The organism is Streptomyces sp. NPDC021224, assembly GCF_044332905.1.
Lineage (GTDB): Bacteria > Actinomycetota > Actinomycetes > Streptomycetales > Streptomycetaceae > Actinacidiphila.
The window spans coordinates 177,607-199,996 of record NZ_JBIRPW010000014.1 but is presented as its reverse complement, the minus strand read 5'-3'; the positions used below and the strand labels follow the sequence as shown (position 1 = coordinate 199,996).

Below are 22,390 nucleotides of genomic sequence, written 5' to 3'. Positions count from 1 at the left end.
GCTCCCCCCACGGAGGCCGCAATGCCCCCCGCCGAACCCTCCGGCATCGCCGACCTCGCGGCGGCGATCCGCTCCATCGAGCGCGGCGAGAACGCCGCGGCCCCCGCCCCGCGCGGCGACGCCGCCGCCGCCCGCCGCAGACGCCGTGAGGCGATGGCCGCGGAAGCGGCCGCCCTCCAGGCGGCGGAGGCGGCGGAGGCGGCGGAGACCACGGGCGAGCCGTCACCTGCGGCGGCCCCGGAGGACGGTACGGCCGGGGACGACTCGGGCTCGGCGGACGAGGGCGCGGGCTCCGCGGATGAGGGCTCCGGCCCGGCGGACGAGGGCTCGGTCTCCACGCCGGGGACGGACGGCTCCACGGACGACGGCTCCGGCTCCACGCCGGGCACGGACGCGGATGCGGATGCGGACGCGGATGCGGAGGACGGTGCCGGGGCTCCCGCGCCAGCGGCGGGGGGCTCGGCGGACGACGGCTCCGGCTCCACGCCGCGGGCGGATGCGGACGAGCCCGGGGCAGGGCGCGGGCCCGGCGCTACGGGCCCGGACGCGAGCGCGGCGCAGGACACCGGGCCCGCGGCCCCTGGCGGGGCCACGGCGGCGGACGAGCGCGGCACGCGCACAGCGCAGGGCAGGACGGGCGCTTCCGGCGGTCAGGGCGGGTCGCGCGCGGCCTCCGCCGCCGCGGGCGGCGGGCCGGTGGTGCCGCAGGCCGTCGCGCTCGACCCCGCGGCGGTCGAGGCCGCCGCATCCGTGCTGGTGGAAGGCGGGGCGCCCGCGGAGTTGGCGGGCGGGGTCGTGCGGGTGCTCGGGGAGCGGGCGGCGCAGGAGCTGCGGGACGATCCGTGGCTGCTGCTCGGGCTCGGCGGGGTGCGGGTCGAGCAGGCGGACGGCTTCGCGCGCGGCCTGCTCGGCGAAGCCGTCGGGCCCGGCGACGAGCGGCGGGCCCGCGCGCTGGTCTCCCGGGCGCTGGAGGAGGCCGCGCTGCACGGCCACACCGCGCTGGCCCCCGCCGAGCTGCTCGCCGCCCTCGGGCGGTACGGGCTGCCGGAGCCGCAGGCCGCGGTCGCGGCGGCGGTCGCCGAGGGCCAGTTGCTGGAGTTCCGCGAGGGCGGCGAGGACGAGGAGGAAGGCGAGGAGGCCGAAGGCACGGAGGAGCCCGAGGTGCTCTTCGCCCTCGACCGCTACGCGATGGCCGAGGAGGCCCTCGGCGAGGGCTTCCTCCGCCTCCTGCGCTCCCTCGCGGACGACGGGGCGGCCTGGGCCGGGTCCGAGGCCCCGACGCCCTCCGCCGCCGAGCTGATCCGCGCCGCGGCGGGCAGCGGCCTCGTCGCGCACTGCGGCGGCGAGGCGGCGCGCGCCGAGCCCGCCGCGCTGGTGGCCGCCGCACGGGCCGCGGGCCTGCGGGCGTACGCGGCCGCGTACTCCGGCAGCGGCCGCGCCCGGCTCGCGGCGGACACGGGGCCGGAGGCGGCCGTGACGCTCGACGGGCTGCTGTCCGGCGCCGAGGGACCGGGCCGGGCCGCCGACGGCAGCCTCGCGCTGGATCTGCTCGCGGTGCTGGACGCCCCGCAGCTGTCGGTCGAGGAGGCCGCGACGCTCGTGGAGTCGCTGCCCGACGGTGCGCGGCTGGTGCTGAGCGGCGATCCGAACGCCCTGTGGTCGGCCGGACCGGGCCGGGTCTTCGCCGATCTGCTGGCCTCCCGTTCCTGCCCGCGCGTGGTGTCGCGCACGCCCGACCCGGGCCCGATCGGCGAGCTGGTCTCGTGCGTGGGCATCGGCGAGCTGGCCACGGTCGACGCGCCGGGCAAGGAGGTCGTGGTGGTGCCCGTGCACGATCCGCGCGAGGCCGTGCACCGTACGGTCCAGCTGGTCGCCGACTCGGTGCCGCGGGCCTTCGGCGTGTCCGGGGCGCAGGTCCAGGTGATCACCCCGGGGCACGGCGGCCCGGTCGGCACGCGTGCCCTCAACGCCGCGCTCAAGGAACGGCTGAATCCCGGCCCCGGACGTTTCGGCGGCTTCGACCCGGGCGACCGGGTCGTGTACGTGCCCGCGCCCGGCCGCGCCGAGCCGGGCACGGTGGCGGGCGCCGAGCCGGACGGGCTGCGGCTGGAGTGCGAGCGCGGCCCGGTGGTCGTCCCGCGCGCGGACGTGGCCTCGGCCGTACGCCACGGGTGGGCTGTCACCGGTCACCAGGCGGCCGCGTCGCGCTGGCCCGCCGCCGTGGTCGTGGTCCCCGGCGACGCGGGCCCGCTGCTGACCCGTTCCTGGCTCTACACGGCCTTCGGGCGCGGCGAACGGCACCTCTCGGTGGTCCAGGGCGCGGAGGGCCGGCTGGCCCAGGCCGTCGCGGGCCCGCCCGCCGCCCCCCGCACGACCCGTCTCCCGGCGGTGCTGGCCGAGCTGACGGCAGGCCTGTGACCGTACGCCGACGGCCCCGCCCCCTGCGGAGGGGGCGGGGCCGTTCGATGTGCCGGGGACGGACCGCGTCCGGGGCTGTCCGGAGCTGTCCGGATCAGTCCGGGTCGAGAGCCGTCAGCTCATCGTCGTAGAAGGCGCTGATGTCGAAGCGGCAGATGACCATGTGCGGGTCGGCCTGGTCGAACGGCGCTTCCAGCCATTCGCCGGGCTCGGCCGGCTCCGCCGCGCAGACCCACACCGCCGAGTCGCCCTCTTCGAGGCCGAAGTCCTTGTGGCGCTGGGCGATCTCGTCGGGTTCGTACTCCCCGAAGATCACCCCGAGAGCGGCGTTGACCGACGCCGTGGCCGATCCGTCGGTTTCCTCACTGGCATGTCTGGCCTGCGAGAAGAGCCGGTCGGGCGCCACGATCTGGTAGTCCCGGCGGATCAGCACGCTGATCGCCTCGGGCTCCTCGGGGCCGTCGTAGTCGGCCATCGAGTTGCCGGTGGGGACTTCGAGCGGCGTGACCTCGTCGTAGACCTCGTACAGCAACTCGTCATACGACTCGGCCGCCGAGGCCAGCGCCTCGAACGCCTCGTGAACGGCGGGGTCGTCCTCGCCGCTGCGCTTCTCGACCGCGTCGAGATGCCGGTCGAGCGCGGCCTTGACCGCCTCGACTGCGGCACGAACCTCGGCCGCCGTGGGCTGCACGTCATCAGACATGGGGCAGACGCTATCCGCACCGGGGCGTTGCTTGCACAATAGATGCGATGCCGGAATACGAATTCAGAGAGATGTACGTCCCGCGGGGGGTCTCCCGCAAGGACGCGACGCGCCTGTTGACGGACGAGGCGGAGTACGGCCACTGGGAGCTGGACCGGCTGCGTCTCTACCCCGACGGGAGCAGGCGGGTACGGCTGCGGCGGCGCATCATCCGCCAGCTGCGGGCCACCTGGTGAGCGCGGCGGTGGCGGACCGGGCCGACTGACGGCCCCGTCCCGCGCGTGGCGTCCGGCCGCCTGGGCGCGGGCCGCCGAGGCGGCCCGCACGGAGGGGGCGCCCGCGGGCGCCCGTTCGCGTACGCGGCCGGGTGCGGACGCGTACGCGCTCACGTGTCCGCGACGGCTCAGCCGCGGGCGGTACGGCGGCCGCGGCGGTAGAGCAGCGCCCCGCCGAGCACGAGGGCCCCGGCGGCGAAGGCGCTGAAGGCCGCGCCGTCGGCGCCGGTGTGCGCGAGGGTGGCACCGGCGGGCGGCATGGCCGGGGTCTCACCGGTGGGGGTGCCCGGCGTCGTCGGGGTGGCCGGCGTCGTGGGGGTCCCCGGGGTGGTCGGGGTGCCCGGGGTGGTGGGCGTACCGGGAGTTCCGGGGGTGCCCGGAGTGCCCGGAGTACCGGGGGTGCCAGGGGTTCCCGGAGTACCGGGGGTGCCAGGGGTTCCCGGCGTGCCGGGCGTGCCGGGTGTGCCCGGGGTACCAGGCGTGCCCGGCGTGCCCGGGTTGCTCGTGTCGCCCGGCGGGGTGGCGCCGTTCGCGCACCTGTTGCCGAAGGCCGGGTTCAGCAGGCCCACCACGTCCACGCTGTTGCCGCACAGGTTGACGGGGACGTCGACCGGCGCCTGCACCGCGTTGCCGGAGCCGACGCCGGGCGAGTCGTGGGCGCCGCCGCGCGCGGTGGCGCCCGAGCCGGCCGGACCGGCGGCGGGCGCGGAGGTGTTGGCGCACTGGTTGCCAAACACCGGGTTCAGCAGCCCGATCACGTTGATCGTGTTGCCGCACACATTCACCGGCACGTGCACCGGTACCTGCACCGAGTTGCCCGACGCCACGCCGGGCGACCCGGCGGCCACTCCGGCGGCGCCCGCGTCGGCGTACGCGAAGCCGCCGGTCGCGGCGAGCACGCCGCCGGTGGCGACCACGGTGAGCAGGCCCTTGGTTGCGACCTGTCGCATTGCTGTTCTCCTCGTTCTACGTTCGCCCCTGCGCCGGCCCTGCGCGCGTGCGCCATGAGGGCGGTGAAATGCCGACCGGCCCCGGGGCGCGGGTGCGCGCCCGGGGCCGGTACGGAGCCGGCGGCCGCGTCGGTGCGGCCGCCGCGGCGTCACTGGTTGACGCAGGCGTTGCCGAAGGCGGGGTTGAGCAGCCCGATCACGTCGATCGTGTTGCCGCACAGGTTCACGGGGATGTGCACCGGGATCTGGACGACGTTGCCGGAGAGCACACCGGGGGACTGCACCGCGGCGCCCTGCGCGCCGGAGTCGGCGACGGCCATGCCCGCACCCGCGAGCACCAGACCGCCGGTGGCAGCCGCGGCGGCGACGACCTTCTTGATCATTCTCGTTCCTCCTCGTGGACGTGTGCGGCCCCAGCCTGCGGACCACATCGTCGTAACGACACCGGGAGGAACGGAGCTACGAAGGGACCGGGCCCTTCACCCGTACCGGCTAACGAAACCACCGGTACGGGTACACCCGGTCGACCGTTCAGCTGTGTTCGATGAAGCGGTCGAGCACGCGGACGCCGAAGCGCAGGCCGTCCACCGGCACGCGCTCGTCCACGCCGTGGAACATCCCGGCGAAGTCCAGCTCGGGGGGCAGCCGCAGCGGGGCGAAGCCGAAGCAGCGGATGCCCAGGTCGTCGAAGGACTTCGCGTCGGTGCCGCCGGAGAGCATGTACGGGACGGCACGGGCGCCCGGGTCCTCGGCGACCAGCGCGCGCTGCATCGCGTCCACGAGGGCGCCGTCGAAGTCGGTCTCGACGGCCTTGTCGGAGTGCAGGCTCTCCCGCTTCACGCGCGGGCCGAGGATGCGGTCGAGGTCGGCGAGGAACTCCTCCTCGTAACCGGGCAGGAAGCGCCCGTCGACGTGCGCGGTGGCCTGGCCGGGGATGACGTTGACCTTGTAGCCGGCGCCGAGCATGGTGGGCGCGGCGCTGTTGCGCAGGGTGGTGCCGATCATCTTGGCGATGCCGCCGAGCTTGGCGAGCGTGGTCTCCATGTCCTCGGGGTCCAGCTCGGTGCCGAGCGCGTCGGACAGCTCGTCGAGGAAGCCGCGCACGGACTTGGTGACGCGCACCGGGAACTCGTGCCGCCCGAGCCGTGCCACGGCCTCGCACAGCTCGGTGATGGCGTTGTCCTTGTTGGTCATCGAGCCGTGTCCGGCGGTGCCGTCCACGGTGAGCCGCATCCAGTGCATGCCCTTCTCCGCGGTCTCGATGAGGTAGAGGCGCAGGTCGTCGTTGACGGTGAAGGAGAAACCGCCGACCTCGCCGATCCCCTCGGTCACGCCCTCGAAGAGGTCCGGGTACTTGTCGACGAGGAAGCGCGCGCCGTACGTGCCGCCGGCCTCCTCGTCCGCGAGGAAGGCGAGGACGAGGTCGCGGGGCGGCTTGCGCCCGCTGCGCAGCCGGTCGCGGACGACGGCCAGCGTCATCGCGTCCATGTCCTTCATGTCGACCGCGCCGCGTCCCCACACGCACCCGTCGGCGATCTCGCCGGAGAAGGGGTGGTGGGTCCAGTCGTCGGCGTTGGCGGGGACGACGTCGGTGTGGCCGTGGATGAGCAGTCCGGGACGCGAGCGGTCCTCGCCCTCGACCCGGGCCACGACCGAGGCACGCCCCGGGTGCGACTCGAAGATCCGCGGTTCGAGGCCGACCTCGGCCAGCTTCTCCGCCACGTATTCGGCCGCGGCGCGCTCGCCGGGCCCGGAGTGGTCCCCGTAGTTGCTGCTGTCGATGCGGATCAGCTCGCTGCACAGGGCCGCGACCTCGTCCTCGCCGCTCACTGCCCCGCCGCCCGCACCACCCGGCCGTGACTCGCTCACGATGCCTCTCCTCCTCGTCGCCCTCACCCATAGCGGACCGTCCGCCGCTCGCGCCGGACGCCTCCCCCATCCTGCCCCGCGACCCCGCGCGGGCCCAAGGCGCACCCGCCCCCGACCAGCGTTCCTCCCCCGCCCCGGGCGGTGATCGGCACCCCTCGATCTTTGCTATGGTTTACCCCGTCGCCACGGCCGGGAGGCCGTGACGTCACACCCGTCCGGGTGGCGGAATGGCAGACGCGCTAGCTTGAGGTGCTAGTGCCCTTTATCGGGCGTGGGGGTTCAAGTCCCCCCTCGGACACTGACGAAGGACCCCAGTCGATCTGGGGTCCTTCTGCTTTTTCCCGGCCCCGGCCCGTCAGGGAAAAGCGGTCGCCGCCGTCCCCGGGGCCCGGGAGGATACCGGGATGGACGACGTGGCGAAGGTGCCGGCTCCCGCGGCCCGCGGGGTGCGGACGGCGTGGGAGGCGGTGCCGCCCGGAGTGCGGGCCGCGGTCGAGGAGCGGCTCGGGGCGCGGGTGGCGGGGGCGCGGACGCAGAGTGCCGGGTTCTCGCCGGGGGTCGCGGCGCGGCTGGTGCTCGCGGACGGGCGGCGGGCCTTCGTCAAGGCGGTGAGCGCGGCCCAGAACCCGGAGAGCCCCGGCATCTACCGGGACGAGGTCCGGGTCGCGCGCAGTCTTCCGGCCGGGGTGCCGGCGCCGCGGCTGCTCGCCGACCTGGATCTGGACGGCTGGGTGGTGCTGCTCTTCGAGGACGTCGAGGGGCGGCTGCCCGCGCAGCCGTGGGAGCCGGCCGAGCTGGAGGTGGTGCTGGCCGCCGTCGGCGGTCTGGCGGCGGCGCTCACGCCGAGCCCGGTCGCCGCGCCGCCGGTCGCCGAGAAGCAGGACGGCGCCTTCCGGGGCTGGCGAACCCTCGCCGCGGACCACGCGGCGGGCACCGACGACCTCGCGGGCCTCGACCCGTGGGCGGCGCGGAATCTGCCCGCGCTCGCGGAGCTGGAGTCCGGGTGGGCCGCGGGCGCGGCGGGCGGCACCCTCGCGCACGCCGACCTGCGGGCCGACAACCTGCTGCTCACCCCGCAGGGCCGGGTCGTGGTCGTGGACTGGCCGTGGGCCTGCCTCGCCGCACCCTGGTTCGACCTGCTGCTGATGCTGCCGAGCGTGCGGATGCAGGGCGGTCCGCCGCCGGAGGGGCTGTTCGCGCGGCACGAGGTCGCGGCGGGCGCGGACCCGGACGCCGTCACCGCGGTGCTCGCCGCCTTCACCGGCTTCCTGCTCGGCAACGCCCGCCGCCCGGCGCCGCCGGGGCTGCCGACCCTGCGGGCCTTCCAGGCGGCGCAGGGCCGGGAGGCGCTGGCGTGGCTGCGGGCCCGTCTGGGCGAATGACGCCGCGCGGCCGGGGCGGCCGATGAGTTCCGCCGCGGCGGCCGGTCCACCCTTGCGTAACGGACCCGTGCGCAGCGCACCCGAGCAGAGGCGGACACCATGGCCGGCCGTATCTTCGTCAACCTCCCCGTGCAGGACCTCCCGAGGTCCATGGCCTTCTTCGAGAAGCTCGGCTTCGCCTTCGACCCGGACTTCACCGACGCGCGCGCCGCGTGCATGGTCGTCGGCGACGACAACCTGGTGATGCTGCTGACGGAGCCGTTCTTCACGTCGTTCACCGGCCGCCCCGTCGCGGACACCGGGGCGGTGACCGAGGTCATCGTGGCCGTGCAGCAGGACTCGGCCGAGGAGGTGGACCGGATCGGCGACGCGGCGGAGGCGGCGGGCGCCCGTCCGGCGAAGACCACCGAGGAGGCCAGCCCGATGCACACCCGCAGCTTCTACGACCCGGACGGCCACCACTGGGAGATCTTCTTCATGGCCGCGACGCAGCCGTAGCCCCCGCGCGGGCGGCCTCAGCGCGGCGGCGGGCCGCTGCTCTCCCGTACGACCAGCTCGCTGGCGACCTCGACGCGGGTGGAGGCGGGGCGCCCGCCCGCGATGAGCTGGAGGACCATGCCGGCGGCCAGCGCGGCCATGTCGGCCAGCGGCGTGCGTACGGTGGTCAGCCGCGGGGTGACCCAGTCGGCGAAGGCCAGGTCGTCGAAGCCGACGACGCTCACGTCGTCCGGCACCCGCAGCCCCAGCGTCGCCGCGGCGCGGTAGGTGCTGAGCGCCTGCTGGTCACTGCCGGCGAAGACGGCGGTGGGCCGGTCCGGCAGCCGCAGCAGGTCGAGGGCGTGCCGGTAGGCGGGCTCGTTGGTGAAGTCGCCGTAGCGGACCAGCTCCGGGTCGTACGGCAGCCCCGCCTCCTCCAGCGCCGAGCGGTAGCCGTCCACGCGGGCGCGGGAGGCGAGGCGCTGCGGCGGACCGCCGATGACGGCGATCCTGCGGTGGCCGAGGCCGATCAGGTGCCGGGTGGCGGCGAGCCCGCCGGGCCAGTTGGTGGCGCCGACCCACGGCACGCCGGGCGGCGGCTCCTCGGCCGGGGCGATGAGCGCGAAGGGGATGCCGAGCCGGAGCAGCTCGCGGTGCTGGTGCTGGTCGAGTTCGGGGACGACCAGGATCGCGCCCAGGGTGCGGCGGGCGGCGAGCGAGTCCAGCCAGCGGCGGGCCGGGCTGCTGCCGCCGCCGTGCGCCGCGGACACCACCAGGCCCAGGCCGACCGCGTCGAGCGCCTCCTCGGCGCCGCGGATCAGCTCGGCGGCCCAGGCGCCGTCGATCTCGTTGACGACGAAGTCGACGAGGCCGCCGGGGGCGAGCGCGGTGGCGGCCGGGCCGTTGCGCGCGGGGTAGCCGTGCTGGGCGAGCAGCCGCTGGACCTTGGCGCGGGTGCGGGCGGCGACGTCCGAGCGGTCGTGCAGGACCTTGGAGACGGTGGAGACCGACACGCCCGCCTCCGCGGCGATCACCGCGAGCGTCTTCCCCTCGGGGCGGGGGCGTTCGCCGGTGCCGGCCATGGCACTCCTCCTCTCCGCCGCCCGCGCGGGTCGGCCCCGCGAAAATATCCCGCCGGGCGCCCTCGCCGGGCCCCGGGTGGGGTGTCCGCGCGCCCCGCCGCCCCACCCGACCTGCGCCGCGGCCGCCGCGCGGGGCCCGGGGAAACCGCCCGGGGCCCGGCGGTGCCGTCCGGACAAGGCCCCGCGTACCGCCCGCCGCCTCGCCGCCGCCCGCGCAACGGCCCCCGTGCCGAACACGCCTCAGGCAGCGGAGCCTCGGGCCGGACACGGCGGCATATCGTTGACGATGCGTCATTTGTCTGCCTATGGTCGGTCCTCGCCGACCCCCGAGGAGCCCGCATGCCGAACGGCCCGTCCCGTCGCTCGCTGCTCACCGCCGCCGGACTCGGCGCCGCCGGGGCGCTCGGCGCCTCGGGAGGGGCCGCCCGTGCGGCCGGGACGGCCCACGGACCCAGCCCCCGGCCGGGTGCCCGGCAGCTCACCTTCGCCTCGCCGCAGCTGACGCCGTACGTCGACGCGCTGCCGGTGCCGCCCGTGCTCACCGGCGACCGGACGCTGGCCATGGCCCCCGCGACGCACCGCTTCCACCGCGACCTGGGCACGGCGCGGACGTGGTCGTACGGCGGGCAGCCCTACCTGGGCCCGACGATCGAGGCGCAGCGCGGGGTGCCCCTCTCGCTGACCTTCAGCAACGGCTTCGACGGGCACCTGTTCGCCGCCGACGTCGATCCCTCGCTCCAGGGCGCGTCCGAGCTCGACCGCACGCAGCCGCGCACCTCCGTGCACCTGCACGGCGCGGTGACCCCGCCGGAGGCGGACGGCCACCCCGAGAACACCTTCCGGCCGGGCGGCAGCATGACCTACCGCCACCCGAACGACCAGCAGGCGGGCCACCTCTGGTACCACGACCACGCGATGGGCATCACCCGGCTCAACGCGGTGGCCGGGCTCGCCGGCCAGTACCTGCTGCGCGACGCGTACGACACCGGCACGGACGGCAATCCGCTCGGGCTGCCCGGCGGCGAGTTCGAGGTGCCGCTCACGCTCGCCGACCGCCGCTTCGGCGAGAACGGCTCACTGGTCTTCCGCACCTCCCGCTCGGTGCCGCAGGGGCACTGGGAGGGCGGGATGTTCGGCGACACGATGACCGTCAACGGGGTGGTGTCGCCGTATCTGGAGGTCGCCCGCGGCTTCTACCGGCTGCGGCTGCTCAACGCGTCCAACGCGCGCGCCTACCGGCTGTTCTTCTCCGACCGGATGCCCTTCTGGGTGGTCGGCGCGGACGGCGGGCTGCTGGACGCCCCGGTCCGCACCACCTCCGTCCGCGTCACCCCCGGCGAACGCCTGGACCTGGTCGTCGACTTCGGTTCGCTCGCGGCGGGCGAGCACGTCGACCTGACCAACGACCAGCAGGAGTCGCCCGACGTGGTGGCGGCGACCGGGATCGGCCCGACCACCGACATCATGCGCTTCACCGGCACCGGGGTGCGCGGCTTCTCCTCTCCCCCGCCCGACCGGCTGCGCGGCGGCCCCGGCCTGCCCGCCGCGCTGTCCGCGCCGCCGCAGCCCACGGCCGCACGGCGGATCGTCACCCTCACCCCGGCCCGCGTCCCCGGCTACCCGCCCGCCGGGATGACGATGGACAACCTGCTGTACGACCAGGGGCCGGTCGCCGCCCCGCGGCAGGGCACGACGGAGGTGTGGGAGTTCGTCAACGTCTCCCCGCAGGCGCACCCGATGCACCTGCACCTGGTGCACATGCGCGTCCTGGACCGGCAGCGCCTCGACATCGAGTCCTACGTGCGGGCCAACCCCCGCCCGGCCGCGGGCACCCCCTGGCGCCCCTCCCCCGACGCCTACCTCCTCGGCGCCGCCCAGCCGCCCTCCCCCTGGGAGACGGGTCTGAAGGACACCGTCGCCTGCCCGCCCGCCACCGTCACCCGGGTCCTGGTCCGCTTCCCCGACGCCGCCGAACTCGGCTTCGACCCCGACGCCGCCTTCACCGCCCTGGACGGCATGAGCCTGCGCGGCTACGTCTGGCACTGCCACATCCTCGACCACGAGGACGACTGCATGATGGCCCGCTACCGGCTGACTGTCTGACCCTCCCTCTAGGCTCGTCGCAGAAGAAGATCGAGCACGGGGGTGGTGGCGGTGGCCGGCGGTGTGGTCGCGGTCGTGGTCGACGCGGTGGATCCGGGCGGGCTCGCGCGGTTCTGGGCCGAGGCGCTCGGGTGCCCGGTGGAGGACGGCACGGTGGTGCGTCCGCCGGGGGGCGGGCCGGAGCTGCGGTTCAGCGGCGGGGCGGGGGCCAAGCGCGGCAAGAACCGGCTGCACCTGGACCTCGCCGGGGGCGCCGGGCAGGAGGCGGTGGTGCGGCGGCTGCTGGCGCTCGGGGCGGTGCGGGCCGACATCGGGCAGGGTGACGTGCCCTGGGAGGTGCTGGCCGATCCCGAGGGCAACGAGCTGTGCGTGCTGCCCGAGCACCGCGGGGCGCCGGACGCGGTGCTCGCGCAGATATGCCTGGACGCGGCGGACGCGCAGGCGCAGGGCCGCTTCTGGTCCGCCGCGACCGGGTGGCCGGTCGCCGAGAGCGGTGCGTGGGGGGTGTGCCTGCGCGATCCCGCGGGTGTCGCACCCCCGCTGGTGATGGGCCCGCCCGCGGCGCCGAAGACCGGTGCGAACCGGCTGCGGCTGCGGCTCGCCGCCGAACCGCCCGGCCGCGCCGGAGAGCGCGCCGACCCCGAGGGCAACGAGTTCGAGGTCGGCGCCTAGGAAGCCGGGGCGGCGGGACGGCTCACCAGGCGGCGGGGGCGTAGTCCTTCAGGAAGCAGCCGTAGAGGTCCTCGCCGAGTTCGCCGCGCACGATCGGGTCGTAGACGCGGGCGGCGCCGTCGACGAGGTCGAGGGGGGCGTGGAAGCCCTCCGCGGCGAGGCGGATCTTGTCGGGGTGCGGGCGCTCGTCGGTGATCCAGCCGGTGTCGACGGCGGTCATGAGGATGCCGTCCTTCTCCAGCATCTCCTTGGCGCTGGTGCGGGTGAGCATGTTGAGCGCGGCCTTCGCCATGTTGGTGTGCGGGTGTCCGGCGCCCTTGTAGCCGCGGGAGAACTGCCCCTCCATCGCGGAGACGTTGACGACGTACTTGCGCCGGGCCGCCGCCGCGGCCATCGCCGGGCGCAGCCGGCTGACGAGGATGAAGGGCGCGGTGGTGTTGCAGAGCTGGACCTCCAGCAGCTCCACCGGATCGACCTCGCCGACCGTCTGGACCCAGGTGTTGGTGGGGTCCAGGTCGGGGACGAGGCCGCCCGCGTCGATCGCGGTGCCGGCCTCGATACGGGCGAGCGACGCGGAGCCGCTGACCAGCGCGAGGCCCGTGACGTCCTCGGCGGTGAGCCCGCGGCCGTTGCGCGGGGCGGGCAGCGCGGCGGCGGTGCGGGCCCCGCTGCCGAAGGCGCCGAAGACCTCGGTGCCGGGCAGCTCGCCCGCGGGCAGCGGCGCGGACTCGGCGGTGACCAGCTCGCGGTAGGCGGCCTCGGAGCGGCGTACGGTCTGGGCGGCGTTGTTGATGAGGATGTCCAGCGGGCCCCGGGCGGCCACGGAGTCGGCGAGCGCGACGACCTGGGCCGGGTCGCGCAGGTCGATGCCGACGATCTTGAGCCGGTGTATCCACTGGTCGCTGTCGGGCATCGCCTTGAAGCGGCGGACGGCGTCGCGCGGGAAGCGCGTGGTGACGGTCGTGTGCGCGCCGTCCCGCAGCAGCCGCAGCGCGATGTACATGCCGATCTTGGCGCGCCCGCCGGTCAGCAGCGCGCGGCGGCCGGTGAGGTCGGTGCGCGCGTCGCGGCGGGCCCGGTTCTCGGCGGCGCAGGGCGGGCACAGCTGGTGGTAGAAGGCGTCGACCTCGACGTAGCGGGTCTTGCAGACGTAGCAGGACCGGGGGCGCTCCAGGATGCCGGCGATCTCGGTGCTGACCGAGGGGGCGAGCCGGATGCCGAGCGTCTCGTCGTCGATGCGGTCGGCGGCGCCGGTCGCGGTGGCCTCGGTGACGCGCTTGTCGTTCTCGGTCTTGGCGGCCCGGCGCTCCTGGCGGCGGCGCTGCTTGACCGTGCGGTAGATCCCGGCGGTGGCGCGGCGTACCGCGATGGCGTCCGGGTGGTCGACGGGCAGCCCGTCGAGCTCGGCGAGCACCGCGAGGCAGATCTCCATCCGGGCCGGGTCGATACCGGGCACGTCGTCGGTGCCGGGCACGGTGTCCGTGCCGGAGGAGCCGCCGGGCAGACCGGGTTCCGCGGCCTCGGCGGGCGGGATCGTGTCCTCGTGCCCGGGGTCGTGAAGGTCCTGCGTGGTCGCCGTCATGCCGCTGCCGCTCTCCGTGTCCGCGCCGGTCCCGCCGGCCCCGTGCCGCCGGGGTACGCCTCCCGGGTCATCGGATCGACTTTACGTTTGACCTGCGGGCAGCTCCAAACCCGGCGGCGGGCTCCCCGGCGGTAGCCTCGGGGCGTTGCCGCCGCCCCGCGCAGGAGGTCCGTTGAACACCGCGAACCCGCTGTCCGTCCCGCTCGACGATCCGTTCGGGCCGCACAACCTGCCCTACGGGGTGTATTCGACCGCCGCGGACCCAGCGCCCCGGATCGGGGTGCGCTACGGCGGGCACGTGCTGGACGCGGGGGCCGCGGCGCGGGCGGTGGGGGCCCCGGGGCAGGTGGTGGCGCTGCTGTCGGCGCCGGTGCTGAACCCGCTGCTGGCCGCCGGGCGGCCGGTGTGGACGCGGGTGCGGGCGGCGGTCACGCGGTGGCTGACGGAGCCGGAGCACGCGGCCGCGGTCGCCCCGCTGCTGGTGCCGCTCGCGCAGGCGGTGCCGCATCTGCCCTTCGAGGTCGCCGACTACGTCGACTTCTACGCCTCCGAGCACCACGCCGCGAACGTCGGCCGGATCTTCCGGCCCGACGCCGCCGATCCGCTCACCCCGAACTGGAAGCACCTGCCGATCGGCTACCACGGCCGCGCGGGCACGGTCGTCGTGTCGGGCTCGCCGGTGCCGCGGCCGTGCGGGCAGCGCAGGGCGGCGGGCGAGGACGCGCCCTCGTACGGGCCGTCGCTGCGGCTGGACGTCGAGGTGGAGCTGGGCTTCGTGGTGGGGGGCGCGTCGCCGCGCGGCGGCCGGGTCGCGATGGCCGACGCGGACGAGCACGTCTTCGGTGTGTGCCTGCTCAACGACTGGTCGGCGCGTGACGTCCAGGCGTGGGAATACGTGCCGCTCGGCCCCTTCCTGGGGAAGTCCTTCGCGACGTCGGTGTCCGCGTGGGTGGTGCCGCTGGAGGCGCTGGCCCACGCCCGTACCGCCCCGCCGCCGCGGGACACGCCGCTGCTGCCCTACCTGGACGACGCGGGCGCGCAGCCGCCGTGCGGCCTGGACATCGCGATGGAGCTGCGGCTGAACGGCCACACCGTCACCCGGCCGCCCTTCGCGTCGATGTACTGGACGTACGCGCAGATGCTGGCGCACCTGACGGTGAACGGCGCGAGCCTGCGCCCCGGCGACCTGTTCGCGTCCGGCACGGTCAGCGGGCCCGCGCCGGACCAGGTCGGGGCGCTCATCGAGCTGACGCACGGCGGGACGCGGCCGGTGGAGCTGCCCGACGGCTCCCGCCGGGCCTTCCTGGAGGACGGCGACGAGGTCGTCATCACGGCGACGGCCGCGGGCCCGGACGGTGTCCCGGTGGGCCTCGGCGAGGTGGCCGGGCGCGTCGAACCCGCGCGCTGACCGCTCCCGCCGCCCGGGGAGGCCGTGCGGCCCGGCACCAGGTGCCGGGTGCCGGACCGCACGGAATCAGCGCCCGCGGTGGCCGGGGGCGGGGACGTCCTCGACGGGGACGCCGCCCGCGACCGCGCCGAGCAGCGTCAACTCGGGCAGCGGCAGGCCCGCCGGGGTGGTGCCGTCGGCGAGGACGGCCAGCGCGAGGCTGTTGGAGCCGCGGGTGCGCAGGACGCCGTTCGGCAGCACGAAGGTGTGCTGCGGGCCGACGTCGTTGGCGTACTGGCCGAGGTTCCAGCCGTTGAGGAAGATCTGCACGCGGTAGGCGCGGGACGGGTCGTCGGTCAGGGTCAGGCCGATCGACGCGTCCGTGCCGGGGTCGATATCGAGCCGGAAGTCCGTGCGGTACCAGCTGACGCCCTGCCGGGTCACGGTGTGCGGCAGGTCCACCGGCGTCCACCGCTCGTCAGGGAAGCCGGGCAGGTGCCAGCCGGAGCGCTCCCCGTACAGGCCGCCGGTGTTGAGCACGCCGCGGACGGTGTCGAGCCCGGCCGCGCCCTGGATGCGCCAGGTCAGCGGGGCGCCGTCGAGGGTCGCGGCGAGCAGGCCGCGGGCGGCCTTGAAGGCGTCGTTGGCGCCGCCGTCCTCGGCGTGGGCCATCGGGCGCACCAGCACGGCGACGGTGTGCGGGCCCGCGCCGCGCAGGTCGGCGGGGACGGCGAAGTCGGCGGTGCCGGTCCAGCTCGCGACGGTGTCCTGGGCCTTGGCCGGGGTCGGCAGCCGGTGGGTGCCGAGCGGGTGGCCGTCCCACCAGGCCATCAGCAGGCCGAGAGTGCCGCCCTGGTAGGTGAGCGACAGCGTCTCGGCGTCGGCCGCGTCGCCGACCTGGGCGCGGTACCAGACGTCGCCGTAGTAGCAGCCGTAGTCGTCGGCGAAGAGCACGGCGGGCTGGCCGGCGGGCAGCGCGGTGGAGCTGTGCGAGGTGGTGAGGTCGCAGGTGCGCCAGCGGCGGTCGTCGAAGCCGGGCGCGGACTCCGGGTTCTCCGCCGCGTACCGCCAGCCGGTCAGCTCGGGCAGCCGCACCGGGCGGGGGCCGGGGAGCTGGGCGGTGGCGGCGAGGCTGCCGTCGCGGGTGGTGCGGGTGGCGGCGCGCAAGCCGTTCCAGTCGACGTGCTTGACGCCGTCCGGGGCCCACACCTCCAGCGGGGCGGGGGCGTCGGTGTCGCCGGTCAGGTCGAGGTTGACGCCGTGGACGCGGGCGGAGCGGACGAGGGCGGGGCCGCGGACGAGCAGCGGGCCCGCTTCGGTGGTGCGCGGCCAGAGGGTGGCGGCCGCGGTGTCGTCGGCCAGGAGCAGCAGCAGGGGGGTGGCGCTGCCGCCGTCCTCGACACGGACGCGGGTGAGGCCGTCGAGGACGGCGTTGATCCGCAGCGTGCCGGCGTCCGCGTCCCAGCTGGTCTCGGCGGAGCCGTCGGTGACGGTCACGGTGGGGCGGGTGCGGCACAGCAGCACGGTCTCGACGGGGTCGCCGGGGCGGCCGGTGAGCAGCGCGAGGTCCTGCGCGCGGCCCGCGGCGCGCCACATGGGCTGGGCGGTGGTGTAGAGCAGGGCGCGGCGGCCGAGCGAGAGGTTGGCGGCGACGACCTTCATGTCCTTGCCGGTGACCCGCAGCCCGCCGGGCGCGGCGGGCACGGTCAGCTCCCCGGCGGCGGTCGTCACGGGCAGCGTGCAGGTGGCGTCGGCGCTGCCGTCGTTGCGCAGGAAGTACAGGTGGGAGCCGCGGTCGGGGCTCGTCAGGTGGTAGACGCGGACGGCGCCGCCGGTGACGGGGGTCGCGGTCACGTCGTCCGCGCGGTCCAGCTGCCCGAGGTCGGGGAAGGCGGCGAGCATGGCGCCGATCTGCCGCATCGGCAGCAGCTTGGGTGTCTGGTTGCGGGCCTCGTCGATGGCGGCGCCGTAGTCGTAGGAGGTGTAGACGACGGGGGCGGGGAGCCAGCCCCACGAGGTGCCGCCGAAGGTCATGTAGACGTTGTGGATCTTGATGCCGTTGGCGAGGTTGGTGAGGTAGAAGCGCCGTTCGAAGGCCGCGTCGCGGGTCCTGCGGGATTCGGCGTAGCCGAGGCCGCCGAATTCCGCGCCGCCCCACGGGTCGAACCAGCCGCCGCCGAACTCCGCCATGAAGCCGGGGGTGTCGGGGCTCGCGGTCGCGCCGCCCTTGGCACCGCCGGTGCCGAAGTAGCCCCAGTCGGGGGCGAGGCCGCTGGGCGAGGGGTAGCCGTCGAAGGCGTAGAGGTAGCGGCCCTGCTCGCCTCCGGTGTCGAAGCCGCCGGGGGCCCAGTAGCCGTTGCGGCCCTTGTCGTTGTGGAAGAGCGGGACGTCGATGCCGTCGGCGCGCACCTTGGCGTAGAGGTGGGCCATGTAGTCCTGGCCGGTGGCGCTGGCGACGTAGGAGGCGTACTCGTTCTCCAGCTGGTAGAGCACGACCGTGCCGCGGCCCGTGGTGTGGAGGTGGCGGGCGATCACGGCGTCGACGGCGGTGAGCCACTCGTCGGCGTGGGCGAGGTAGCCGGGGTCGCTGGTGCGGGCGCGGCCGGGCGTCGTCGCCAGCCAGGCCGGGTAACCGCCCGCGTCCACCTCGGCGTTGATGTACGGGCCGGGGCGCGCGATGACGTACAGCCCGGCTTCGGCGGCCAGGTCCAGGAAGCGGTCGAGGTCGCGGACGCCGGTGAAGTCGTAGGAGCCGGGCGCGGGCGAGTGGACGTTCCAGGCGGCGTAGATGCTGACGGCGTTGTAGCCGTTGGCGGCCATCTTCTGCAGGACGTCGCGCCACAGGGAGGGACTGGGCAGCCGGAAGGGGTGCACCTCGCCGGACCAGAGCGGGACACGGCGGCCGTCGATCAGCAGTGAGTAGCGGTCGAAGCCGACGGTGTGGGTCCTGCCGTCGGCGGCGGGGCGGGGCAGCGGCCCGGCGGGGGCGGGCGCGGAGGCGGGGGCGTGGGCCGCCGGGGCGTCCGCGGCGGTGGCGTGGCCGACGGCCGGCAGGGCGAGGGCGGCGGCCGTGCCGCTGGTCAGAGCGGTGAAGGTGCGGCGGGACAGTTCCACGGGGGGATTCCCTTCGGCGACAGGGCGGTGCGGGGCACGGGGGTGCCCGGGGTGCGGGAGGCTGTTGCCGCGGAAACGTAACTTCGGCCGGGTCGGCGCGCAAGACTTTCGCACATAATCCCCCAGGAGCGCGCAGGTGACGGGTGGACGATCGCACGCCGGGCACCCCTTTGAGTACGACGCTCCTCGCAGGTGGGAGCCGGTGCGGCAGACCGTCCCCGGGCGCGGAGGGGGCCGGAAAAACACATCGCGTTCAAACGTGTTCAATCATCGAGGCGACGCGCACGAGTCCATGACGCGACACTTTCGACCATTCGCGGCGCGGCGGGCCGGTGGACCCGGCGGACCGGGGCAGATTCAGTCAGGCGGGCACCCGGCCCGGCGCCCCGGCACGGAAGGGAGCACACGCGATGACGGAACACCCGCCCGGGGGGCAGGAGGCCGCGGCGGACCCGGCGGCCGCGGGGCGTGACGAGACCGTGGAGGAGCGGGCGGACCGCCGCTGGTCGGATCTGCTCCAGGAGCTGCGGGTCGCGCAGACCGGCGTGCAGATCCTCTTCGGCTTCCTGCTCACCGTCGCCTTCCAGCAGCGCTTCGCCCAGCTGTCCGCCACCGAGCGGCACCTGTACGCGACCTCGGTCGTGCTGGGCGCCGCGACGACCGGGGCGCTGGTGGGCCCGGCGGCGATGCACCGCCTGCTGACCGGCCACCACCTCAAGCCCGAGACGGTCGTCTGGGCCTCGCGGCTGACCGTGCTCGGCCTGTTCCTGCTGCTGTGCACGATGACCTGCTCGCTGCTGCTGGTCCTGCGTCTGGTGGTGCCGGACGCGCTCGCCGGATGGCTGGCCGGGGGGCTCGTGCTGTGGTTCGCGCTGTGCTGGCTCGCGGTGCCGCTGTGGGCGGTGCGGCGGGCCCGGCAGGCGGCCGCGGTGCGGCAGGGCTGAGCGCGGCGGCCGGTCCGCGGGCCCCCTGCTTCCATACCCCCGGGGGTACACTGGACCGCTGGACGGTTGCCGGACGAGAGGAGTGGCGGCCATGGGGATGGCGGTGGACGAGGACGCGGTGCAGTCGGTCCTCAACCGTTTGCGGCGGGCCCAGGGGCAGCTCTCCGGGGTCATCGCGATGATAGAGGCGGGCCGGGACTGCAAGGACGTGGTCACCCAGCTCGCCGCCGTCTCCCGCGCGCTGGACCGGGCGGGCTTCAAGATCATCGCGAGCGGCATGCGGCAGTGCATGACGGCGGCGGACGAGAACCAGCCGCCCATGTCCGAGGCGGAGCTGGAGAAGCTCTTCCTGACCCTGGCCTGACCTTCGCCCGGCCTTGCCTGATCCTGGCGCGACCCCGCCCTGACCCGGCGCGGCATCCGCACCCCCCCGGGCGCCCGCGCTTCCCCGGACCCCGGGGACCTTCGCCGTGACCGCGCGGCCGGCCGCCGCGGCCGTACTCGGCGCGCTCGCCGTCCCCGCGGTGCTCACCGACCTGGCCCACGGCGCCTCCGCCGACGGCGGATACGACGACGGCGCCGCCTGGCACTCCCTCTACGACGGCAGCAACTCCGGCCGCCTGCTCGGCCTCGAAGTGACGCTGGTCCTCGCCGGCGCCGCCGTGCCCTGGCCGCGCAGGGGCAGGACGCCGGGGCCGCCCCGGAGTCGGGGCAGGACGCGGCGCACGCCCCGGAGGCTGCCGCCGGATAGCGGAATACCGCCGGGCGGCCGCCGGTTGGAGGCGGCGTGAACCGTGATCAGCCGCCGCTCGACGACCTCCACCCGCTGCTCGCCGGCCGCTTCAGCCCGTCGGCGTTCGACCCGTCGGGCGTGCTGGACGACCGTGCCGTCGATCTCCTGCTGGAGGCCGCCCGGTGGGCGCCCTCCGCGGGGAACTCGCAGCCCTGGGCGTACGTCGCCGCCCGCCCCGGCGAGCCGGACCACGCACGGATCCTGCCCCATCTCGCGCGCAGCTCCGCCCGCTGGGCGGTGGACGCCGGGCTGCTCGTCGTCACCCTCGCGCACCGCCGCGTGGAGGACAGCGGGCTGCTCTACTCCGAGTTCGCGGACTACGACCTGGGGCAGTCCGTCGCGCATCTGACGCTCCAGGCGCAGGCGATGGGGCTGGCCGCACACCAGTTCCGCGCGTTCGACCTGGAGAAGCTCACGGCCGAGCTGCAGCCCGGCCCCGGGTGGGAGGTCGTCACGATGGTCGCCGTCGGCAGGCCCGCCGAGGCGCCGCGCGCCGGGCGCACCCGCCGTACCGTCGCCGACCTGCGCGCGGCGCCCTGGGCGCTGCCGCAGTAGCGGCGGACCCGGCGCGGCTGGGCCGAACGGCTGGGCCGGGCCGCGCGTGCGGGCGCGCCCGCACCGACCCGCCCCCTGCCCGAACGACGCTATGACGACCCCGGCCGTGGGCCCGGGAGGCGGCGTACGAGGGAAGGGCGGCGACGGTGGCGCACAGAGCGGACCAGCCCGGCCCGACGCCGGAGGACCCCCGCGGCCCGGGGACGCCGGGCGGCGACGGGGGCTCGGGCGCAGACTCGGGCTCGGGCTCAGGCTCGGGCGGGACCGGTGGGACCGGTGGGACCGGTGGGTTCGGCGAGCCCTACGACCCGGCCGAGGCGCAAGGGGTCGGGGGGCTGCTCGGGGTCGTACGGGAGCTGCGGGACGCGGTCACCCCGCGGTCCGCGTTCGTCGTCTTCGGGGTGCTGCTGCTCCAACTCGGTTTCGCGCTCTCCTACATGGGCGCCTTCCACGCGCCCAAGCCGCACCGCGTACCCGTCGTCGTGGCCGCCCCGCCGTCCGTCCTGCCGACGGCCGTCGCGCGGCTGAACGCGCTGCCCGGCGAGCCGGTGCACGCGACCGCCGTCACCGGCGAGGCGCAGGCCCGGCAGCGCCTCCTGGACCGGCGCACGGACGCGGCCCTCCTCCTCGACCCGCGGGCCAGGGCGGACACCCTGCTCGTCGTCTCCGCCGCGGGCTCCTCCGCGAGCGACGCGGCCACCAAGGTCGTACGGACCGTCAACACCGCCCAGCACCGCGATGTCGTCGTCCGCGACATCCGGCCGCCCGCGACCGGCGACTTCCGCGGGCTGTCGTCGTTCTACCTCGTGCTGAGCTGGACGATCGGCGGCTATCTCGCGTCCTCCGCGCTGAGCATGGCCGCGGGCTCCCGGCGGCCGACGCTGCGCCGCATCCTGGTGCGGCTGCTGGTGATGCTGCCCTACGCGTTCGTGTCCGGCGTCGGGGGCGCGGTCATCGTGGGGCCGGTGCTGAACTGCCTGCCCGGCGCCTTCTGGGAGCTGGCCGGCATCGGCACCCTCGTCGTCTACGCGTCGGCGGCGGCCGGGGTCGCCCTGCAGTCGCTGGCCGGTACGGTCGGCCTGGGCCTGACCATCCTGATCTTCACCGTCCTCGGCAACCCCAGCTCGGGCGGTGTCTACCCGGGGCCGCTGCTGCCGCCCTTCTGGCGGGCGATCGGCCAGGCCCTGCCGCCCGGCGCGGGCACCACGGCGGTCCGCAACACCGTCTACTTCGACGGCCACGGCATCGCCGGGGCGATCTGGGTGCTCGTGGCCTGGGCGGCGGGCGGCGCCCTGGTCGCGATCGTCTCGTCGGCGGTCCGGGGCCGCCGCGCCCGGCGGGCCCTCGTCGCCCGGTCCGCCGCGCGCCCCGCCGTGTGACGGGCCCCGTTCCCCGGTGGGCCCCCGATCCCCGGTGGATCAGGGGAACGGGGGCCCGTCGGCCGGGGGTCAGCCCGCCGCGCGGATCAGGGCCGCGATCTGGGTGAAGCCGCGCTTCTCGGCGTGTGCGAGCGGCGTGACACCGTCGCCGTCGGCGATCGCCGGATCGGCGCCCGCGTCGAGCAGCAGGGCGACGATCTGCTGGTGGGCGCAGCCGCCGTCGCCGAGGATGACGGCCTCCAGCAGCGCCGTCCAGCCGAGCCGGTTGACGTGGTTCACGTCGATCGACGTCTCCGCGAGCACCGCCCGCACGTAGTCCACGTGGCCGCGTTCGCTCGCGGGGATGACGGAGACACCGCCGAAGCGGTTGGTCAGCGTCACGTCGGGCCCGGCCGGGAGCAGCACCCGCATCATGGCCGTGCTGCCGGTGACGCCCGTGACCAGCCAGGCGCTGTCGTCCCGGTCGTCCTGCGCGTCCGGGTCGGCGCCCGCCGCGACCAGCGCGCGGGCGGCCTCGACATGGTCGCCGAGGGCGGCGAGCAGCAGCGGGGTGCGCCGGTGGGCGTCCCGCGCCTCGGTGCCGGCCCCTGCGGCGAGCGCGGCGCACACCGCGCGGGTGTCACCGCTCGCGGCGGCCTCCAGCAGTGCGGTGTCCGGTCGGTTCATCGGTGGGCTGCTCCTTGCCGGTGCGGAGGTGGTGGTGCC

At 75.8% G+C, this 22,390-nt stretch carries 20 protein-coding genes and 1 tRNA gene; 13 read left to right on the top strand and 8 right to left on the bottom strand.

The genetic code is table 11. The features are described 5' to 3' along the window. The first annotated feature begins 21 nt into the window (after window positions 1-21). Window positions 22-2,418, top strand: a complete 2,397-nt coding sequence (locus tag ACH4PY_RS28765) for a helix-hairpin-helix domain-containing protein (protein ID WP_398189086.1) — start codon at window positions 22-24, stop codon at window positions 2,416-2,418. A 94-nt stretch (window positions 2,419-2,512) separates the two neighbouring features. Here ACH4PY_RS28765 and ACH4PY_RS28760 read toward each other — a convergent pair whose 3' ends face one another. After that, window positions 2,513-3,121: a hypothetical protein gene (locus ACH4PY_RS28760; protein ID WP_398189083.1), complete on the bottom strand. Its 609-nt coding sequence runs from the start codon at window positions 3,119-3,121 to the stop codon at window positions 2,513-2,515. Window positions 3,122-3,168: 47 nt separating this feature from the next. Here ACH4PY_RS28760 and ACH4PY_RS28755 point away from each other — a divergent pair, with 47 nt between their 5' ends. Further along, on the top strand, window positions 3,169-3,357 hold the full coding sequence (locus ACH4PY_RS28755; protein WP_031515032.1) for a DUF5703 family protein: 189 nt from the start codon (window positions 3,169-3,171) through the stop codon (window positions 3,355-3,357). A 167-nt stretch (window positions 3,358-3,524) separates the two neighbouring features. On the opposite strand, the gene ACH4PY_RS28750 is transcribed toward ACH4PY_RS28755, so the two are convergent. The 3 genes from ACH4PY_RS28750 to ACH4PY_RS28740 form a co-directional block, all read right to left on the bottom strand. After that, complete coding sequence (locus tag ACH4PY_RS28750; protein WP_398189080.1) at window positions 3,525-4,346, bottom strand: chaplin; 822 nt, start codon at window positions 4,344-4,346, stop codon at window positions 3,525-3,527. 149 nt (window positions 4,347-4,495) lie between these two features. Continuing rightward, the gene (chpH, locus tag ACH4PY_RS28745) at window positions 4,496-4,729 is read right to left on the bottom strand and encodes a chaplin ChpH (protein ID WP_398189078.1); all 234 of its coding nucleotides are present in this window, start codon (window positions 4,727-4,729) and stop codon (window positions 4,496-4,498) included. Window positions 4,730-4,877: 148 nt separating this feature from the next. Continuing rightward, window positions 4,878-6,215, bottom strand: a complete 1,338-nt coding sequence (locus ACH4PY_RS28740) for a M20/M25/M40 family metallo-hydrolase (protein ID WP_398189075.1) — start codon at window positions 6,213-6,215, stop codon at window positions 4,878-4,880. A gap of 213 nt (window positions 6,216-6,428) precedes the next feature. On the opposite strand from ACH4PY_RS28740, the gene ACH4PY_RS28735 reads away from it, so the two are divergent. The 3 genes from ACH4PY_RS28735 to ACH4PY_RS28725 all read left to right on the top strand — a co-directional run bounded on the left by ACH4PY_RS28735 (window position 6,429) and on the right by ACH4PY_RS28725 (window position 8,095). Beyond that, window positions 6,429-6,513: transfer RNA gene (locus ACH4PY_RS28735), tRNA-Leu, on the top strand. Between the two features lie 106 nt (window positions 6,514-6,619). After that, complete coding sequence (locus ACH4PY_RS28730) at window positions 6,620-7,597, top strand: phosphotransferase (protein WP_398189072.1); 978 nt, start codon at window positions 6,620-6,622, stop codon at window positions 7,595-7,597. 99 nt (window positions 7,598-7,696) lie between these two features. Continuing rightward, the gene (locus ACH4PY_RS28725) at window positions 7,697-8,095 is read left to right on the top strand and encodes a VOC family protein (RefSeq protein WP_398189069.1); all 399 of its coding nucleotides are present in this window, start codon (window positions 7,697-7,699) and stop codon (window positions 8,093-8,095) included. A gap of 17 nt (window positions 8,096-8,112) precedes the next feature. Here ACH4PY_RS28725 and ACH4PY_RS28720 read toward each other — a convergent pair whose 3' ends face one another. Beyond that, window positions 8,113-9,156 carry a LacI family DNA-binding transcriptional regulator gene (locus ACH4PY_RS28720; protein ID WP_398189066.1) on the bottom strand — a complete coding sequence of 348 codons (1,044 nt, stop codon included), beginning with the start codon at window positions 9,154-9,156 and terminating at the stop codon, window positions 8,113-8,115. Between the two features lie 339 nt (window positions 9,157-9,495). Between ACH4PY_RS28720 and ACH4PY_RS28715 the strand changes: the two genes are divergently transcribed. Together ACH4PY_RS28715 and ACH4PY_RS28710 are read left to right on the top strand one after the other, a co-directional pair. Then, window positions 9,496-11,259, top strand: coding sequence for a multicopper oxidase family protein (locus ACH4PY_RS28715; RefSeq protein WP_398189063.1), 1,764 nt, complete (start codon window positions 9,496-9,498; stop codon window positions 11,257-11,259). Window positions 11,260-11,310: 51 nt separating this feature from the next. Beyond that, a complete protein-coding gene (locus ACH4PY_RS28710) occupies window positions 11,311-11,931 on the top strand; it encodes a VOC family protein (protein ID WP_398189060.1) in 621 nt (206 codons plus the stop codon). A gap of 22 nt (window positions 11,932-11,953) precedes the next feature. Here ACH4PY_RS28710 and ACH4PY_RS28705 read toward each other — a convergent pair whose 3' ends face one another. Continuing rightward, on the bottom strand, window positions 11,954-13,363 hold the full coding sequence (locus ACH4PY_RS28705) for an SDR family NAD(P)-dependent oxidoreductase (RefSeq protein WP_398189142.1): 1,410 nt from the start codon (window positions 13,361-13,363) through the stop codon (window positions 11,954-11,956). Window positions 13,364-13,685: 322 nt separating this feature from the next. On the opposite strand from ACH4PY_RS28705, the gene fahA reads away from it, so the two are divergent. Continuing rightward, window positions 13,686-14,921, top strand: a complete 1,236-nt coding sequence (gene fahA, locus ACH4PY_RS28700) for a fumarylacetoacetase (protein WP_398189057.1) — start codon at window positions 13,686-13,688, stop codon at window positions 14,919-14,921. A 66-nt stretch (window positions 14,922-14,987) separates the two neighbouring features. Here the strand turns inward: fahA and ACH4PY_RS28695 are convergent, their stop codons facing one another. After that, a complete protein-coding gene (locus ACH4PY_RS28695) occupies window positions 14,988-18,014 on the bottom strand; it encodes a beta-galactosidase (protein ID WP_398189055.1) in 3,027 nt (1,008 codons plus the stop codon). A 410-nt stretch (window positions 18,015-18,424) separates the two neighbouring features. Here ACH4PY_RS28695 and ACH4PY_RS28690 point away from each other — a divergent pair, with 410 nt between their 5' ends. The 5 genes from ACH4PY_RS28690 (at window position 18,425) to ACH4PY_RS28670 (ending at window position 21,685) form a co-directional block, all read left to right on the top strand. Next, window positions 18,425-18,958 carry a DUF6328 family protein gene (locus tag ACH4PY_RS28690; protein ID WP_398189052.1) on the top strand — a complete coding sequence of 178 codons (534 nt, stop codon included), beginning with the start codon at window positions 18,425-18,427 and terminating at the stop codon, window positions 18,956-18,958. 97 nt (window positions 18,959-19,055) lie between these two features. Continuing rightward, entirely contained in the window at window positions 19,056-19,322 is a 267-nt protein-coding gene (locus tag ACH4PY_RS28685; protein WP_031515006.1) for a metal-sensitive transcriptional regulator, read from the top strand. A gap of 106 nt (window positions 19,323-19,428) precedes the next feature. Further along, window positions 19,429-19,749 carry a hypothetical protein gene (locus ACH4PY_RS28680; protein WP_398189049.1) on the top strand — a complete coding sequence of 107 codons (321 nt, stop codon included), beginning with the start codon at window positions 19,429-19,431 and terminating at the stop codon, window positions 19,747-19,749. Beyond that, window positions 19,746-20,306 (top strand): nitroreductase family protein, encoded by a 561-nt coding sequence (locus ACH4PY_RS28675; RefSeq protein ID WP_398189045.1) that lies wholly within the window; start codon window positions 19,746-19,748, stop codon window positions 20,304-20,306. Before ACH4PY_RS28680 ends, ACH4PY_RS28675 begins: the two co-directional genes overlap by 4 nt. Before the next feature lie 356 nt (window positions 20,307-20,662). Further along, window positions 20,663-21,685, top strand: coding sequence for a DUF3533 domain-containing protein (locus ACH4PY_RS28670; protein WP_398189138.1), 1,023 nt, complete (start codon window positions 20,663-20,665; stop codon window positions 21,683-21,685). A gap of 69 nt (window positions 21,686-21,754) precedes the next feature. Here ACH4PY_RS28670 and ACH4PY_RS28665 read toward each other — a convergent pair whose 3' ends face one another. Further along, a complete protein-coding gene (locus ACH4PY_RS28665; RefSeq protein ID WP_398189042.1) occupies window positions 21,755-22,351 on the bottom strand; it encodes an ankyrin repeat domain-containing protein in 597 nt (198 codons plus the stop codon). Window positions 22,352-22,390 lie beyond the last annotated feature (39 nt).